This window comes from Janthinobacterium saanense (assembly GCF_014200675.1).
In the GTDB taxonomy this organism is placed as follows: Bacteria; Pseudomonadota; Gammaproteobacteria; order Burkholderiales; family Burkholderiaceae_D; genus Janthinobacterium.
In genome coordinates, this window is record NZ_JACHCI010000016.1 from 68,834 (window position 1) to 84,110 (window position 15,277).

14 protein-coding genes and 1 pseudogene are annotated in these 15,277 nt (G+C 61.5%); 9 read left to right on the plus strand and 6 right to left on the minus strand.

Translation table 11 applies throughout. The features are described 5' to 3' along the window. Positions 1-6 precede the first annotated feature (6 nt). Positions 7-387, minus strand: a complete 381-nt coding sequence (locus tag HDE72_RS19910; RefSeq protein WP_183744323.1) for a helix-turn-helix domain-containing protein — start codon at positions 385-387, stop codon at positions 7-9. Between the two features lie 145 nt (positions 388-532). Here HDE72_RS19910 and HDE72_RS28100 point away from each other — a divergent pair. After that, positions 533-674: pseudogene (locus tag HDE72_RS28100) on the plus strand (IS3 family transposase); the annotation flags it as partial. A 60-nt stretch (positions 675-734) separates the two neighbouring features. Here the strand turns inward: HDE72_RS28100 and ppnN are convergent. Continuing rightward, positions 735-2,105: a nucleotide 5'-monophosphate nucleosidase PpnN gene (gene ppnN / locus HDE72_RS19915; protein WP_183744326.1), complete on the minus strand. Its 1,371-nt coding sequence runs from the start codon at positions 2,103-2,105 to the stop codon at positions 735-737. Positions 2,106-2,451: 346 nt separating this feature from the next. On the opposite strand from ppnN, the gene HDE72_RS19920 reads away from it, so the two are divergent. Beyond that, positions 2,452-3,957, plus strand: coding sequence for a peptide MFS transporter (locus tag HDE72_RS19920; protein WP_183744330.1), 1,506 nt, complete (start codon positions 2,452-2,454; stop codon positions 3,955-3,957). Between the two features lie 9 nt (positions 3,958-3,966). Here HDE72_RS19920 and HDE72_RS27840 read toward each other — a convergent pair whose 3' ends face one another. Continuing rightward, positions 3,967-4,089 (minus strand): hypothetical protein, encoded by a 123-nt coding sequence (locus HDE72_RS27840; protein WP_260176816.1) that lies wholly within the window; start codon positions 4,087-4,089, stop codon positions 3,967-3,969. Between HDE72_RS27840 and HDE72_RS19925 the strand changes: the two genes are divergently transcribed. Genes HDE72_RS19925 through HDE72_RS19935 form a run of 3 tightly spaced genes read left to right on the plus strand, consistent with a single transcriptional unit; the run spans position 4,088 to position 6,948 of the window. Next, positions 4,088-4,771, plus strand: coding sequence for a UPF0149 family protein (locus HDE72_RS19925; protein WP_183744333.1), 684 nt, complete (start codon positions 4,088-4,090; stop codon positions 4,769-4,771). The genes HDE72_RS27840 and HDE72_RS19925 overlap by 2 nt on opposite strands. Positions 4,772-4,783: 12 nt before the next feature. Further along, positions 4,784-6,475, plus strand: a complete 1,692-nt coding sequence (locus tag HDE72_RS19930; RefSeq protein WP_183744335.1) for a hypothetical protein — start codon at positions 4,784-4,786, stop codon at positions 6,473-6,475. A gap of 29 nt (positions 6,476-6,504) precedes the next feature. Continuing rightward, positions 6,505-6,948: a DUF2262 domain-containing protein gene (locus tag HDE72_RS19935; RefSeq protein ID WP_183744338.1), complete on the plus strand. Its 444-nt coding sequence runs from the start codon at positions 6,505-6,507 to the stop codon at positions 6,946-6,948. 23 nt (positions 6,949-6,971) lie between these two features. Here HDE72_RS19935 and HDE72_RS19940 read toward each other — a convergent pair whose 3' ends face one another. Beyond that, positions 6,972-7,199 (minus strand): hypothetical protein, encoded by a 228-nt coding sequence (locus tag HDE72_RS19940; protein WP_183744341.1) that lies wholly within the window; start codon positions 7,197-7,199, stop codon positions 6,972-6,974. On the opposite strand from HDE72_RS19940, the gene HDE72_RS19945 reads away from it, so the two are divergent. Then, on the plus strand, positions 7,198-8,559 hold the full coding sequence (locus tag HDE72_RS19945) for a prenyltransferase/squalene oxidase repeat-containing protein (protein WP_183744344.1): 1,362 nt from the start codon (positions 7,198-7,200) through the stop codon (positions 8,557-8,559). The genes HDE72_RS19940 and HDE72_RS19945 overlap by 2 nt on opposite strands. Continuing rightward, a complete protein-coding gene (locus HDE72_RS19950) occupies positions 8,552-9,499 on the plus strand; it encodes an AAC(3) family N-acetyltransferase (protein WP_183744347.1) in 948 nt (315 codons plus the stop codon). The genes HDE72_RS19945 and HDE72_RS19950 overlap by 8 nt, the downstream gene beginning before the upstream one ends. A gap of 32 nt (positions 9,500-9,531) precedes the next feature. Here HDE72_RS19950 and HDE72_RS19955 read toward each other — a convergent pair whose 3' ends face one another. Then, positions 9,532-11,733, minus strand: a complete 2,202-nt coding sequence (locus HDE72_RS19955; RefSeq protein ID WP_260176817.1) for an OPT family oligopeptide transporter — start codon at positions 11,731-11,733, stop codon at positions 9,532-9,534. On the opposite strand from HDE72_RS19955, the gene HDE72_RS19960 reads away from it, so the two are divergent. Further along, entirely contained in the window at positions 11,711-12,034 is a 324-nt protein-coding gene (locus tag HDE72_RS19960; RefSeq protein ID WP_183744633.1) for a hypothetical protein, read from the plus strand. The two genes, HDE72_RS19955 and HDE72_RS19960, sit on opposite strands and share 23 nt — an antisense overlap. Positions 12,035-12,042: 8 nt before the next feature. Next, positions 12,043-14,379 carry a penicillin-binding protein 1A gene (locus tag HDE72_RS19965; RefSeq protein WP_183744353.1) on the plus strand — a complete coding sequence of 779 codons (2,337 nt, stop codon included), beginning with the start codon at positions 12,043-12,045 and terminating at the stop codon, positions 14,377-14,379. A 59-nt stretch (positions 14,380-14,438) separates the two neighbouring features. Here HDE72_RS19965 and HDE72_RS19970 read toward each other — a convergent pair whose 3' ends face one another. Then, entirely contained in the window at positions 14,439-15,125 is a 687-nt protein-coding gene (locus tag HDE72_RS19970) for a TetR/AcrR family transcriptional regulator (RefSeq protein ID WP_260176818.1), read from the minus strand. Positions 15,126-15,277: the final 152 nt, after the last annotated feature.

Sequence of the window (15,277 nt, forward strand, 5' to 3'; positions counted from 1 at the left end):
CCCTCCTTAAAACTTGGGCCCGACATACCTGCTTACCGGCTCAGAGAACTTGTCCAGGATATCGGATCGTGTACCACCCCGATCACTTGCAAGGTCCGGTGTTTTGCTTTGGCCCCGCAACGCCTTGCTGACGAGAGATTCAACCGCCCCGCTCCGCTCCCTCTGCTGAACTGACTTCGCAACGCCAGCGGGAACCAGCGCCAGTTCCAGGCCTAACTCCTGTGCGACAGCAAGAACCGTTGACAGCCGGGAGTCATTTTGACCATTGAGCAGGCCGCGCAGCGTTACCTGAGTCAAGCCAGTACGCTTGGCCATCTCCTCAAGTTTAAGATCACGCTGGAGACGCTCGCTTCTAAAAAATTCACCAATTTCACTAATAGTTTTCATAGGATAGTTTTCTATCTAAATTCCTCATAAAGATACTATACTATCTTTTTCGCCATATGCAAGAGATAGATAAATATCTTTTATTCAAATTTAGATAGAATAGTATCCTTAATATGATCAAGAACTCACTACGTCGCCAGCCAGTGAGTTTTTACTGAATCGACCTGCAAGCCTCGCGCCGACAAGCAAAATGCTGCGCAATCGGTGCGCATCGACAAGCAGGACGGCCGCACACGGCCTTGAAATACAAAACGCCCGATGCAGCGCATCGGGCGTTTATGCAGTAAATAATACTATCAGGCTGTTTTATCACTGGACACTGCCTCAGTGCTTCGGCGCCTCGACGTTTATTGAATGACGGTATAACAAGGCACATACGCCGTGCCCGCCAGCTTCATCCTGTGCTGCGCCACGAACGACGCCAGCAGCTTGTCCATCGGGCCCATGATGGCCTTGTCGCCGTGGATTTCGAAGTTGCCGTGTTCTTCGATCGAGCGGATGCCGTCATCCTTGACGTTGCCGGCTACCACGCCCGAGAAAGCGCGGCGCAGCTGAGCGGCCAGCAAGTGCGTGGCCTGGTCTTTGTGCAGGCTCAGGTTGCGCATGTTTTCATGCGTGGGCTTGAACGGCTTCTGGAATTCATGGTCGATCTTCAGCAGCCAATTGAAATAATAGGCATCGCTGTGGGCCTTGCGGAATTCGCGTACCTGCTTGATCCCTTCGAGCATTTCGCGCGCCACCAGTTCCGGATCATCGATGATGATTTTATAGCGCTGCTGCGCTTCCGGGCCCAGCGTGTCGCTGATGAACTGGTTGATCTGCACAAAGTAGTCGCGCGAGGTTTCCGGTCCCGTGAAGATCAGCGGAAAAGGGATTTCCGCATTGTCCGGGTGCAGCAGGATGCCGAGGATGTACAGGATTTCCTCGGCCGTGCCCGCGCCGCCAGGGAACACCACGATGCCGTGGCCGGCGCGCACGAACGCTTCCAGCCGCTTTTCGATGTCCGGCATGATGACCAGGTCATTGACGATGGGATTCGGCGATTCGGCCGCGATGATGCCCGGCTCGGTGATGCCCAGGTAGCGGCCATTGTGCAGGCGCTGCTTGGCGTGGCCGATGGTGGCGCCCTTCATCGGGCCTTTCATGGCGCCCGGGCCGCAGCCGGTGCAGATATCGAGGCCGCGCAAGCCCAGCTGGTAACCGACCTCTTTCGAGTAATTGTATTCGGCCCGGTTGATCGAGTGGCCGCCCCAGCACACCACCAGGTTGGGGTTCAGCTGGGTTTGCAGCACATTCGCATTGCGCAGGATGTGGAACACGGCGTCAGTCACGCCTTCCGTGCTTTGCAAGTCGAATTTCGGGTTGCCCGTCACTTCGTCGCTGACGAAGATGATGTCGCGCAGCACGGCAAACAGGTGTTCATGGATGCCCTTGATCATTTTGCCATCGACAAAGGCGATGGCGGGCGCGCCCTTGATGTCGAGCTTGATGCCGCGTTCGCGCTGGATGATGGATACATCGAACGATTGATACCGTTCCAGCAAGGCGCGCCCGTCATCGACGGTGCTGCCGCAATTGAGTACCGCCAGTGCGCAGCGGCGGAAGGTGTTATAGAGGCCGCCCTGGCTGGTGTCGAGCAATTTGTTGACTTCGGTCTTGGAGAGCACGTCCAGGCGGCCCTCGGGAGAAACCAGAGTATCGATAACGTCGTGTTCCATAATGCGAAAAATCCCTTAAAAAATCGATCCTCGGATGTGTTGCAGCACCAATATACGACAAGTCGGCATGCTTGTGCTTGGCGGCATGGAAATCGCTGATCCCGCTCCCGGCATGCAAACCGGTTTGACTGATGCTTGGCCAATACTCAACTGATGCTTAACTAATATGAAACGGTCATTCTTGCTAATGCGAATGGAAATCTTCGCATAGCGCAATTTGTAGATTAGAATGCGTCCCTATTGGAATTCCTGTACCTGCAGCGCTTCACGAGAGAGCCCACTGTACAGGCGAGATTCCATATGTTTGTTTTATCGATTCACTATAATAATTTTCAGGAGGAACCGCATGAGCGGTGCGACTACGCCCAACAAGGAAGCCGTTATTCCCGAGTTCAAGCAGATTATGGGCCATCCAGGCCCATTGTGGATGTTGTTCATGACTGAATTCTGGGAACGCTTCGCGTTCTACGGAGTTCGCTGGGCGCTGGTACTGTACATCGTGGCCCAGTTCCATGGCGGCGATGCTTCGGGAGAGGCTGCGGCCACCCTGACCTACGGTTCCTTCCTCGCGCTGGTGTATGCCGGCGCCCTGTTCGGCGGCTATATCGCCGACCGTATCATCGGCTACCAGCGCTCCATCTTGCTGGGCGCCACCTTCATGGCTGCCGGCCTGTTCTGCATCGCCGTACCAAACCAGGATATCTTCAACCTGGGCCTGGCAACGATGATCGTCGGCAACGGCATGTTCAAGCCGAACATCTCGACCATGGTCGGCAAGCTGTATGCGGCTGCCGATCAGCGCCGTGACAGTGGCTTCACGATCTTCTACATGGGTATCAATATGGGCGCTCTGGTCGCGCCAGTGATCACCCAATGGCTGGCCGAATCGATCTTCGGCACCAACTCCATGCCTTCCTACAAGATGGTATTCATCGCTTCCGGCTTCGGCATGCTGATCAGCCTGGTCTGGTTCTTCATCGGCCGCCGCGCCCTGAAAGGCATCGGCACGCCAGAAATCGGCGCCGAAGGCCCTAAACGCGTCATCTGGGTGGCCCTGGGCTGCCTGTGCGTGATCCCGCTGATGTACTTCCTGCTGACCGTCGGCGCTGAAACGCTGCAAGTCATCCTGACCGCGCTGTTCCTGATCCTGGCAGTGATGCTGGTCATCGAAGGTGTGCGCGATGGCAAAGTGGCACGTGACAAAGTCATCGCCATGCTGCTGATCTTTGCCTTCAACATCCTGTTCTGGATGTTCTTCGAACAGGCAGGCAGCTCGTTTACCTTCCTGGCTGAAAACATCGTCAACCGCGACCTGGGCTTCTGGATCTTCCCGACCGCCTACTTCCAGACCGTCAACTCGATCGCCATCATCATCCTGGCCCCCGTGATTGCGGCCATCTGGGTGTTCCTGGCGCGCCACAACGTCAATCCTTCGATCCCGCGCAAATTCGGCCTGGGCTTGCTGGGGAATGCATTGGCCTTCGGCTTGCTGATCTTTGCACTGTCGAGCCTGGTTGGCGCCGACAACAAGATCCCGTTCTGGACCCTGGCAACCGTGTACGTGCTGCAATCGGTCGGCGAGCTGTGCCTGTCGCCTATCGGCCTGTCGATGGTCACCAAGCTGGCGCCAGTACGCCTGGTTGGCCTGGGCATGGGCGGCTGGTTTCTGTCCACCGGTATCGGCAACAACCTGTCGGGCATCTTCGCCAGCTACGTCAGCGGCAAGAGCGGCATGTCGGTGCAATCGGCGCTGTCCGGCTACACCTTCGGCTTCTGGTCCCTGCTGGGCGCCGGCGTGATCCTTTTCCTGATCGCACCGCTGATCAACAAACTGATGCATGGCGTGAAGTAATCTCCTTGCTCAGACAAAAACGGCGGCCTGCGGGCCGCCGTTTTTCATTGTGCACACAGTTTTTCGCTGAGCGGGCGTTACAATACCGCCATGGCCGATGGCCACTCCACCAACCACAGCAAAGATTTCCATGTCCAGTATCTCCACCACCACGCCCCTCTCCGACGACGAATACGCCGAACTCGACACCCTGCTGGCCGCACCTGCCCTGGCCGGCCGCGCCATGGATGTGTCGATGCTGGAAGGTTTTCTGACCGCCGTGGCCCTGAGCCCGAACGCCATCGCACCCGCCTCATGGCTGCCCTGGGTCTGGGACAAGGCTGCCGGCAAGGCAGCGCCGGAAGCCGGCGAGGATACCGAACGCGCAAGCGTGCTGGCGCAGCGCCACCACGCCTATATGGTCGAATGGCTGGCCAAGGACCCGGACAGTTTCGAGCCCATCTACGAATGCGGCCCGGAATGGAGCGTACCTGCCTGGTGCGCAGGCTTCCTTCTGGGTACGACCCTGGACAAGCCGCAATGGGCAGCCCTGGGCGTGAGCCACCCGCACTACCTGGCGCCGTTCCAGCACCTGGCGACGGCCAGCGAACTCGATGATGAAGCGGCGGAAAAAGCCATGGATGGCGTGACCCCGTCCGTGATCGCCATCAACGCGGCCTGGGCCCGCCAGCGCCACCTGAAGCAAAGCCATTCAGGCGCCACGGTGCTGCGCGAAGTACCTAAAACGGGCCGCAACGATCCTTGCCACTGCGGCAGCGGCAGGAAGTACAAGAAATGCTGCGCCGACGCCGACGCAGCAACTGCGGCAAATTAAGGTAGCCCATCCTTGCGCCAGTTGCTGACGACACTGCTCCGCTTCCTGCTGCGCCACGCGCTGCAGTTCGCGCTGTTCATCGTCATCCTGCTGGCCGGGCGCTTGCTGCTGGCCGAATGGCGTGCCTACAGCGCCAGCAGCGCAAGCATCGCCACCTTGCGCCAGGCTTCCGCCGCGGCCGATGAGCAAGGTTTGAGCCTGGGCCAGGCGGCCACGGCCCGCATCAAGGCCCTGCAGCAAACCTCGCAAGCGGCGATTGTCACCCGCCTGGCCGAAGTACAGGCGCAATTACGCGCGCTACGCAAGCTACAGCAGCCGTCGCTGTTCACCCTCCCCCTGCCCGATGCGGCCATGCTGGCCCGGCACGCACAGGAAGAAGCGACGCGGCGCATCGAGATCGAAGTGCTGGTCCAGGAAGCGCAATATCTGAGCGCCTTGCAGGCTGCGCTCGAAAATGAAGATGGACGTTTGACCCTGGCCCGCCTGCATGGCGAACATGTGCTGGCCTATGCTGCCCTGCAAGCCAAGCTGCAGCAGCAACAGCAGGTGGAAGCGGCCCACCCGGTGGCTGCCCGCCTGCCCGGCAGTGTCGCCTATATGCGCATGGCGCAACTGGAAGCAGAGGAAGTACGCCTGCGCGAAAACAACCTTGTCGCCTGGCGCACCTATCAAAAGCAAGAAGCACGCACCAGCCATGCGCCCCGCCCCGGCCCGTTCGCCATCGATAACAAGGCGCTGACGGCGGCATTGGCGCCCTTGCAGGCAGCGATTGCCGACGGCGAGGTCCAGCAGGCGAAGAGTTGGATAGGCCGCTGGTCTGGCCCCGTCAAGGATGTGGCGCCCACGGCCGCCCTGCTGGTGCTGTCCGCCATCGCGCTGCCCGTCGCCATCAAGGCCTGTTTTTACTTCATGCTGGCGCCCCTGGCTGCACGTTTCAAGCCGCTGTCCATCGCCCGCGAATTACAGGTCGATGGCGCCAGCCTGCCCTTGCGCGCGGACGGCCAGTCGCGCATTTCCGGCGTTTCGCAAGCGTGGACCTTGGCACCCGGCGACGAAATGCTGATACACCCCGACTACCTGCAATCGTCACCCGTCAGTACGCAGAAAAACACGCAGTGGCTGCTGGACTGGCGCTTTCCCTTCACCAGCCTGGCCTCTGGCATGGTGGCGCTGACGCGCATCCGCAGCAAGAGCGAAGCCTCCATCACCATCTCTGCCAGCGACGATCCGCTCAGCGAAATCGCCATCCTGGAACTGCCCTCGGGCGCCGCCCTCGTGTTCCAGCCGCGCGGCCTGGTCGGCGTCATCCAGCGGCAAGACCAGCCAGTCGCCATTTCCAGCCACTGGCGCCTGGGCAGCCTGCATGCCTGGCTGACCTTGCAACTGCGCTTCATCGTCTTTCGCGGCCCCGCCACCCTGATCGTGCGCGGCTGCCGTGGCGTGCGTCTGGAGCGGGCCGGCCAGGGACGGGCCATCAGCCAGTCCGCCACCCTGGGCTTTTCCACAGACGTGCTGTATTCAACCATGCGCAGCGAAACCTTCATCCCCTATCTGCGCAACCAGCAGGCACTGCTCAACGACCGCTTCGATGGCGACGGCGTCTACCTGTACGAAGAAACCCCGCGCCACGGCAAGCAGCCGGGCAAGGTGGGCAACTGGTTCGAGGGCGCCACCGACGCCGTTCTCAAGGTATTTGGCATTTAAATAAATCACACCCCTAACAGGAAACAGGCATGACAGACACAGCTACTTCACACATCGACGAGCGCTTCGGCACCCTGGTACTGGTACCCGCCATGAACAGCTATGCAGGCACGGCCAACTGGCAAGATACGGTGATCGACCTGCACTGCTCGCTCGACGACGCGCCATCGCTGCAGCAGGTGCTGCCCGTGGCGCACGCGCTGTGGCAGGATCAGGCCGCATGGCAAGACCAGCTGCACACGGGCGCCATCGCGCGGCTGCTGGAGCTGAAGAACAGCAGCTGGCTCGAGGAAGACGAGCAGCCGCTGTCGGCCGCCGATTTTGCCGCCCGCATCACGCTGCTGTCGGTCACCGTCTACGCCGGCGGCGGCTTTGAGTTTCTGTACCACGACGGCGACCTGTTCTGGGGCCACGTGATTGAAGTGAGCGGCAGCCTGGAAAACGGCGTCACGCATGCGGATATACTGGGCTAGGAAAAGCTGCAAAAAGCTGGCCGCTAGGCCGCAACCGAGTGCACCACCGACAGCCACTCGCCCGGCTGCAGCTTTGCCGCCGCCTCGCGCGTGGCCAGCACGCTGCCGGGGTCCAGGTCGGAGCGGTTCAACTTGTAGGCGTCGGCAAAATCATCGGCATCGAATGCCTGCCCCGCCTTGACGTAATATTTGAAGCCGACGAAGGCGTCGGGATCGGTAACGACGGCGTATTCTAGCGTGACGCTATGCATGGCGGGCCTCGACGACTATGGTGATACCTCATTATGCGTCAATTCCTGCGGCAACGATGCACAAACGGGCCTGGCGGGCGATGTCAGCGGCAGACATCGCTTGCGGCAAGTCAACAGCTTGCCGGCCTGCCAGCGCTACAGTAACCTGATCCGCCAACCAAGCGACTCCATTGCCGCCATGCGCAACCTGCTCCGCACAATCAAGCATACCCTGGCCTTGCCAGCCAGGCTGACGCCAGCGGCACGCAAGGAGGGCCGGTCGGACCGGCGCGGACTGCCAGACTTTGATCCCGGACCGGCCGCCGTCATCGAAGCCTGCACCGCCTGGCTGGGTGTGGCGCAAGACCATTCGGCGTCGGCGGACGGCGGCGTGGCCCGCGATTACAGCCTGCTGACAGGCTGGGCCAGCTCCTACCCCGAAACCACGGGCTACATCATCCCCACCATGATCGCCATGGCGCAGCGCACGGGCGACGAGGCGCTGCATGCGCGCGCGCGCCGCATGCTCGACTGGTGCCTGGCGATCCAGTTCGACAATGGCGGTTTCCAGGGCGGGAAGATCGACTCCACGCCGCGCGTGGCAGTCACCTTCAATACGGGCCAGGTCCTGCTGGGCCTGGCGGCTGGCGTGGCCGCGTATGGCGCCAGCTACGCGAGCGCGCTGCACCGCGCGGCCAGCTGGCTGCGCGACAGCCAGGATGCCGATGGCTGCTGGCGCCAGCATCCGACACCGTTCGCCCAGGCCGGCGAGAAAGCCTACGAAACGCATGTGGCGTGGGGCCTGTTCGAAGCGGAGCGCGCCGCACCGGGCCACGGTTATGGCGCGGCAGGCCTGCGCCAGGTCGGCTGGGCGCTGGGCAAGCAGCAGCCGAATGGCTGGTTCGCATCGAACTGCCTGGACAACCCCGCCCTGCCCTTGACCCATACCATAGGCTACGTCTTGCGCGGCTTGCTCGAAGCGCACCGGTTTTCGGCGCGCACAGATCTGCTGGACGCCGCCGTGCGCACCGGTTCCAGCATCGCCAACGCGGTGGCGGCCGATGGCTATCTGCCTGGCCGCCTTGGCCCGGAGTTCCTGCCGGGAGCTGATTACGCCTGCCTCACTGGCTCCGCGCAAAACGCGCACTGCCTGTTGCTGCTGTATCGGCTGACGGGCGAGCGCCGCTATCTCGACGCGGGACGCCGCTTGAACCGTTACGTGCGGCGCACCATCGCCGTCAACGGCCCTGAGCACGTGCGCGGCGGCGTCAAGGGCTCGTTTCCTGTCGATGGCGATTACGGAACCTGGGCTTACCTGAACTGGGCCGCCAAGTTCTGCATCGATGCGAATCAGCTGGAACTGGAAATACGCGATGCTTGACCGGGCAAAGCGCACCATCAACGGCGCACTGGAAATGTGGCGCCGCGTCGCCAGCGCCAGCCAGGTGCGCCAAACCGGGCGCCATGTGACGCGCGCCGAACTGGCGGCCGGCCTGGCGCGGCTGGGCGTGGCCGCCGGCGACACGCTGTTCATCCATTCGTCGCTGAAAAGCCTGGGCTACGTCGAAGGCGGTCCGCTGGCGGTAATCCGCGCCCTGCAGGACGCCGTCGGCCCGCAAGGCAGCCTGCTGCTGCCCACCTATTACCTTCCCGGCGGCACCGTGCGCGCCACCTGTGCCATGACAGACTATGTGTTCGACCCGCGCCGCCATGGCACGCATATGGGCCGCCTGCCCGAAGCCTTCCTGGCCAGCGGCGCCATCCAGCGCAGCATCCACCCCACGCATTCCGTCTCCGCCTGGGGACGCCATGCCGCCCACCTCACCGAAGGACATCACCGCGCGCCCTCGATCTTTGGCGCCGGCTCGCCCTGGCAGCGTTTTATCGAGTGCGAGCATGCCAAAGTGCTGGGCCTGGGCCTTTCCATGGGCCCGGTGACGTTTTACCATGCGCTGGAAGACGCCATGGGCGATGCTTTCCCCGTCCCTGTCTGGGAAGACAAAACAGCGCTGCTGGCTTGCCTGGACCATGACGGCAAGCGCTGGGAGGTGCCCGTGCGTCCCTTCGATCCCCTGGTTGCACAGCGCCGCATCGACCAGCCCGGCCGCGCTGACTTGCGCGACTATTTTCAACGCGAGTTTGACGCCGCCGGCCTGCGCGTCAACGCACAAGTGGGCGATGCGGCATCGTGGTGCATACCGGCCCAGGCGTTTTTCGATCATTTGCGCCGGCTGGCGGACGAGCATGTGACGATTTACGCCACTGCAGCGCAACTGGCGGCGCGGCCCATCGCGCACCATAAAAAAAACCGCCCGGTGTGATACGGGCGGTTTTCATGAAGCGACGTCCAGCATCAAGCCTGCGGGCTATCAGCCTTCTTCTCGCGCGACACAACATACAGCAGCACGATAATGGCCGCATACGGCAGCAAAGACAATGCATCCGAATGCAGGCCCGCGTAGAACGGGTTGCCGTGTTCAGCCCAGTCATTCATCATCTGGTCGAAGTGCGTCAGCACGCCGGCCGTAATCGCAATGATGATGCCGGCCAGCGCGCCGCCGGCGATGTAGCCGGAAGCGAGCAGCACGCCCGAGCTGCGGTCGCCCGCCAGCTGGCGCTCTTCTTCATTGAGCTTGGCGTTGTGTTCCAGCTTGTTGTTGCGGCGGTCAGCCAGCCAGCGCACCAGGCCACCGATAAAGATCGGCAAGGTGGACGACAGCGGCAGGTACACGCCCACCGAAAACGCCAGCGAAGGAATGCCGGCCATTTCCAGCACCACGGCTATCATTACGCCAAACAGCACCAGGGTCCACGGCAGTTGCTGGTCGAGGATGCCCTTGATGATGTAGGACATCAGCACGGCCTTCGGTGCATCGTACTTCTTGACTTCCGAGCCATCCGGACGCTTGTTGTAATGGCCGTTGATACCCGGATCGACCAGGTAAGCCAGCTGGCCATCATCCTTGACGAAGTATTTGCCGGCAGGGCCGCCCACGGTGTCGGTTTTTTGCCAGACTTTATAGGTGTTGTGGTCGGTGTCCGCTTGCGGGCCTTGCAGCTGGCCCGTGACCGTCAGCTTGGACGCATCGACGGTCAAGCCAGGCGCCACTTGGGCGGCCGGCACATAGACGGTGCTCGCGTCGTTCAGCTTCAGCAAAATCGGACCGAGGATCAGCGCCGACGACAAGGCGCCCGCCAGAATCGCGTACTGCTGCAGGCGCGGCGTGGAACCTACCAGGTAACCGGTCTTCAAGTCTTGCGAGGTGGTGCCGGCATTACTGGCGGCGATACACACGATGGCGCCCACCGACAGGGCGGTGACGTAGTAGCGGCCACCGGTCCAGCCCATGATCAGGAAGATCAAACAGGTAAACAACAAGGTGGCCACGGCCATGCCCGAGATCGGGTTCGACGAGGAACCGATTTCACCGGTCAGGCGCGAAGACACCGTGGCGAACAGAAAGCCGAACACCAGGATCAGCAGCGCGCCCAGCAGATTCATGTGCAGCGGCGCGGCGAAGGTGATCACGGCGATAATCGCCAGGCAGCCGATGACGACCCACTTCATGGGAATGTCCTGCTCCGTGCGCAAGGTCGAATTGGCCTTGCTGCCCTTGCCCATGCCGGCCAGTCCTGCCGCCAGGCTGCGCCAGATCATCGGCATGGCGCGCACCAGCGAAATCAAACCACCGGCAGCCACGGCGCCCGCACCGATATACAGCACATAGGCGCTGCGCACGTCGTCGGCGCCCATTTCGCTGATCAATTTGGTACCGGGCGAGAGCACGGTAGTCAGGCTGTCGCCGAAGAACTTGATCATCGGGATCAGCAGCAGATACGACAGCACGCCGCCGGCCGCCATGGTGGCGGCGATGCGCGGGCCGATGATGTAGCCCACGCCCAGCAATTCAGGAGAAATCTCGGCGCCGATCGAGCCTCCCTTCAGCGGCGCGGCAAATTCCACGCCCGGCGTATCGCGCCAGCCCTTGAACGAGATATTGAATACCTTGTACAGCAGGCCCACGGCAAAACCGCCGAAGATGATCTTGGCGCGTTTCTTGGCATCCTTGGCGGCGGCCGAGTCCTGGTCTATGCTTTCACCGGCGGCGATGCGCGATTCTGCCGTGGCGGCAGCCTTCAGCACTTCGGCGCAGGCCGTACCTTCAGGGAATTTGAGTTCCTTGTGCTGGTCCACGATCATGGTGCGGCGCATCGGTATCATCATCAAAATACCGAGCAAGCCGCCGAGTATACCGACCAGCATGACGCGCGAGATTTCCAGGTCGAAGCCGAGGATCAGGATGGCGGGCATGGTCACGCCCAGACCGAAGGCCAGCGACTCGCCAGCCGAACCGGCCGTCTGCGTGATGCTGTTTTCCAGGATCGACGAATCCTTGCCGCCCACCTTCTTGGCCAGCCCGAACAGGGTGATGGCAATCACGGCGACCGGAATGGACGCGCTGACGGTCAGGCCTACCTTCAGTACCAGGTAGAGCGAAGAAGCGCCGAAGACCATCCCCAGGATGACGCCCATGACCAAGGCGCGGAAAGTCATTTCCGGCAGCTGTGCCTCAGCCGGGATATATGGCTTCACCACGCTCGGTGTTGCATCTTTTGCCATGGATATTCCTTATGTATTAATAAATCAAAACAGCCCGGATTGGTGTCCGGGCTATTTTCTTGAAGCCGAGACTATCGCACAGGAGCGTTTCGATGAAAAGGTTTTTTGCGCCACCGCTGCCCCTGGCAGCCCTTCGGCAGCCTTGACAGATAGCGCTGACAAGCTGGCAACTGGCTGGGAGCGGTCACGGCATTGGTCTATAATCGCTGCCATCGTGCACCGCACGCCAACGTGAGAAATGTCTTGACTGCTTCCCGATCCGGATTCCCCTGGCCTTCGCGCCGCGCCCTGGTGCGCAGCGCCATCCTGGCCATTTGCGCCGCGCTGGCCGCTGGCGCCCTGCTGGCCGGCTACCTGTTCCTGTATGTGAAACCGCGCCTGCCTGCGCTCGACGTGATCACCGATTACCAGCCGAAGATACCGCTGCGCGTGTACACGGCCGACCATGTGCTGATCGGCGAATTCGGCGAGGAACACCGCGACTTCGTGCCCATCGCGCAAGTGCCCGAGATGATGAAGAAAGCGCTGCTGGCCATCGAGGACAGCCGCTTCTATGAACACAACGGCATCGACTTCGTGCGCGCAGCCGGCGCCGTGATGTCCAATCTGCGCCACGGCTTCGGCCACGGCGGCGGCTCGACCATCACCATGCAGGTGGCGCGTAACTTCTTCCTGACGCGCGACAAGGTCGCTTCGCGCAAGCTCAATGAAATCATGCTGGCCCTGAAGATCGAGGCAGCGCTGTCGAAAGACCAGATTCTCGAGCTGTATATGAACCAGATGTACCTGGGCCAGCGCTCGTTCGGTTTCGCCAGCGCGGCGCAGACCTATTTCGGCAAGCCGCTCGGCAGCCTGTCGATCGCGGAAATGGCCATGCTGGCCGGCCTGCCGCAAAACCCGGCGCGCCATAATCCGATCAGTAATCCGAAAAAAGCCCATGCGCGCCAGCGGCTGGTATTGAAACGCATGCGCGAACTCGATTACATCACCGAAGGCCAGTACCAGCAGGCGCTGGCGCAGCCGCTGCGCATCAACAGCCGTGGCAGCCAGGGTTTCGATACGCATGCCGAATACGTGGCCGAACTGGCGCGCCAGGCCGTGTACGCGAAGTACAAGGAAGACAGCTACACCAAGGGTATCAGCGTCTACACGACGATTTTGAAGGCTGACCAGGATGCCGCGTATGAATCGACCCGCCGCAACGTGATCGCCTACGACCAGCGCCACGGCTACCGTGGCCCGGAAACCTTTGTCGACCTGCCAGCCGACCAGGAAACGCGCGACGACGCCATCGACGCGGCGCTGCAGCGGCGTCCCGACAGCGACGGCTTGATCGCCGCGGTCGTCACCGACGTCGCCACTGGCAAAGTGGTGGCCGATACCGGCGATGGCGATCCCAAGACCATCACCGGCGACGGCTTGCGCTTCGCAGCCGCCGCCCTGTCGTCCAAGGCAGGCAGCGGCATCAAGCTGCGTCCGGGCGCAGTGATCCGCCTGTCCAAGGATGGCAAGGGCAACTGGTCCATCACGCAAGTGCCGCTGGTGGCCGCCGCCTTCGTCTCGCTGGATGCAGAAACAGGCGCCTACCACGCCATGGTGGGCGGCTTCGATTACAACCTGCAAAAGTTCAACCACGTGACCCAGGCCTGGCGCCAGCCCGGTTCGGCCATGAAGCCCTTCGTGTATTCGGCGGCGCTGGAAAAAGGCTTTTCGCCAGCCACCCTGATCAACGACGTGCCGCTGCAAATGCAGGCCGGCGGCAAGGTCTGGGCGCCGCAGAATGATGACTTCAAGTTCGACGGCCCGATCACCATGCGCTACGCGCTGGCGCAGTCGAAGAACGTGGCCTCGGTGCGCATCCTGCGCGCTTTGGGCGTGCCCTATGTGCACGAGTTCATTGAAAAATTCGGCTTCGACCCGGCCCGCCAGCCGAACAACCTGACCATGGCGCTCGGTACCGGCTCCGTCACGCCAGTGCAGATGGCAGGCGCTTACGCGCTGTTTGCCAACGGCGGCCACCAGGTCGAACCGTACCTGATTGACCGCATCGTCGACGCCAAGGGCGCCATCCTGCTGCAAACCAAGCCGCCAGCGCCCAACGACGACAAGACCCTGGCCCTCGATCCACGCAATGCCTATGTGATGGACAGCATGCTGCGCGAAGTCACGCGCACGGGTACCGGCTCCATCGTCACCAAAAAACTGGGCCGCAACGATATCGCCGGCAAGACCGGCACCACCAGCGACGCCGTCGATGGCTGGTTCGCCGGCTACAGCGGCGGCATCGTGGCGGTGGCATGGATGGGCTACGACGATCCGAAGTCCCTGGGCGGACGCGAATTCGGCGCCACCCTGGCCCTGCCGATCTGGCTCGACTATATGCACACGGCCCTGGCGACACGCCCCGAGCAGACACGCGCCGTGCCGGCCGGCCTGAGCCTGGTCGATGGCGAATGGCTGTACGACGAATTCATCGACATGGGCGCCGTCAAGACGCTGGACATGGATACCGAAACGCCTACCGACCCGGCCGCCGTGCCCGACACGGTGCCGCCAGCTGAAACCCCGCAGACGAATTAAGCGGGGCAGATAACAAAACACTGGCGCTTGCCGGTGTTTGTTCTTTAGCCTTTCAGTTTTTAGCCCGATACGCCGAGATAACCGCGCACCGTCCTCACCACGCTCTCGGCAAAATCATCCACATTCACTTTCGCTGCGCGGTACTTCCAGCGCTTTACATACCAGTCCTGGAACAGGGCCAGGCAGTGCGATGACAACAGGGTAGGATCGCCCAACGGACGTGGTTCGATTTCGGCGATGGTGGTGGCGATCAGGGTTTGTACATACAGTTCCGAGTTCTTGGCCATGCTGCGCTGCTCTACCTGCAGCACGCGCGAGTCCATGTAGACGAAGTAAAACCAGGGCTGCAAGACTTCGGACAGGTAGATCGACGAGCGTATCATCGCCTCTAACCGGTCCAGCGGCGACTTCACGTCGACAAACATCTGCGGCAAGGCTTGCGTGGCGTGGCGCACCACGTCCTCGATCATTTCGGCCAGCTGGTCCTTGCTGGCGATATAGCCGTACAAGCCGCCCATCGACAAGCCCGTTTCGCGGCACAGGTCGCGCAAGCTCATGGCACGAAAACCCACGTCATTGGCCAGGCGGAAAGTGGCGCCGAAGATGCGCTCCAGGTTTTCCAGCGCCGGCTTGCGGCGCTTGACGCCGATGCGGCCCGCGTGGCGGTCGAGGATGTATTCCCAGATATTTTCGCCATTCAGGGGCGACATCTGCTGAAACTGTTCAAAGTTGAAATGGGTCGACAAGGGCAATCCTGGAAACGGGGTGACGGCGGCAGCGCAATACCAATTCAGTATAAATACTGGCCGCGAGCGAGCGGTATACCGCCTGATTTCGCGGCTGATTATAGCTCAGGAAAACAACATTTTAACTTTTTAACCACGCAATTTCATGCAAG

Bases quoted from the DNA above. Each gene is read 5' to 3' on its own strand.
- HDE72_RS19950 (WP_183744347.1), top strand. From the start codon at position 8,552: ATGCTTGACCGGGCAAAGCGCACCATCAACGGCGCACTGGAAATGTGG.
- HDE72_RS19925 (WP_183744333.1), top strand. From the start codon at position 4,088: ATGTCCAGTATCTCCACCACCACGCCCCTCTCCGACGACGAATACGCC.
- HDE72_RS19940 (WP_183744341.1), bottom strand. From the start codon at position 7,199: ATGCATAGCGTCACGCTAGAATACGCCGTCGTTACCGATCCCGACGCC.
- HDE72_RS19960 (WP_183744633.1), top strand. From the start codon at position 11,711: ATGACCAAGGCGCGGAAAGTCATTTCCGGCAGCTGTGCCTCAGCCGGG.
- HDE72_RS27840 (WP_260176816.1), bottom strand. From the start codon at position 4,089: ATGGAAATCTTTGCTGTGGTTGGTGGAGTGGCCATCGGCCATGGCGGT.
- ppnN (WP_183744326.1), bottom strand. From the start codon at position 2,105: ATGGAACACGACGTTATCGATACTCTGGTTTCTCCCGAGGGCCGCCTG.
- HDE72_RS19935 (WP_183744338.1), top strand. From the start codon at position 6,505: ATGACAGACACAGCTACTTCACACATCGACGAGCGCTTCGGCACCCTG.
- HDE72_RS19910 (WP_183744323.1), bottom strand. From the start codon at position 387: ATGAAAACTATTAGTGAAATTGGTGAATTTTTTAGAAGCGAGCGTCTC.
- HDE72_RS19945 (WP_183744344.1), top strand. From the start codon at position 7,198: ATGGCGGGCCTCGACGACTATGGTGATACCTCATTATGCGTCAATTCC.
- HDE72_RS19920 (WP_183744330.1), top strand. From the start codon at position 2,452: ATGAGCGGTGCGACTACGCCCAACAAGGAAGCCGTTATTCCCGAGTTC.
- HDE72_RS19955 (WP_260176817.1), bottom strand. From the start codon at position 11,733: ATGACTTTCCGCGCCTTGGTCATGGGCGTCATCCTGGGGATGGTCTTC.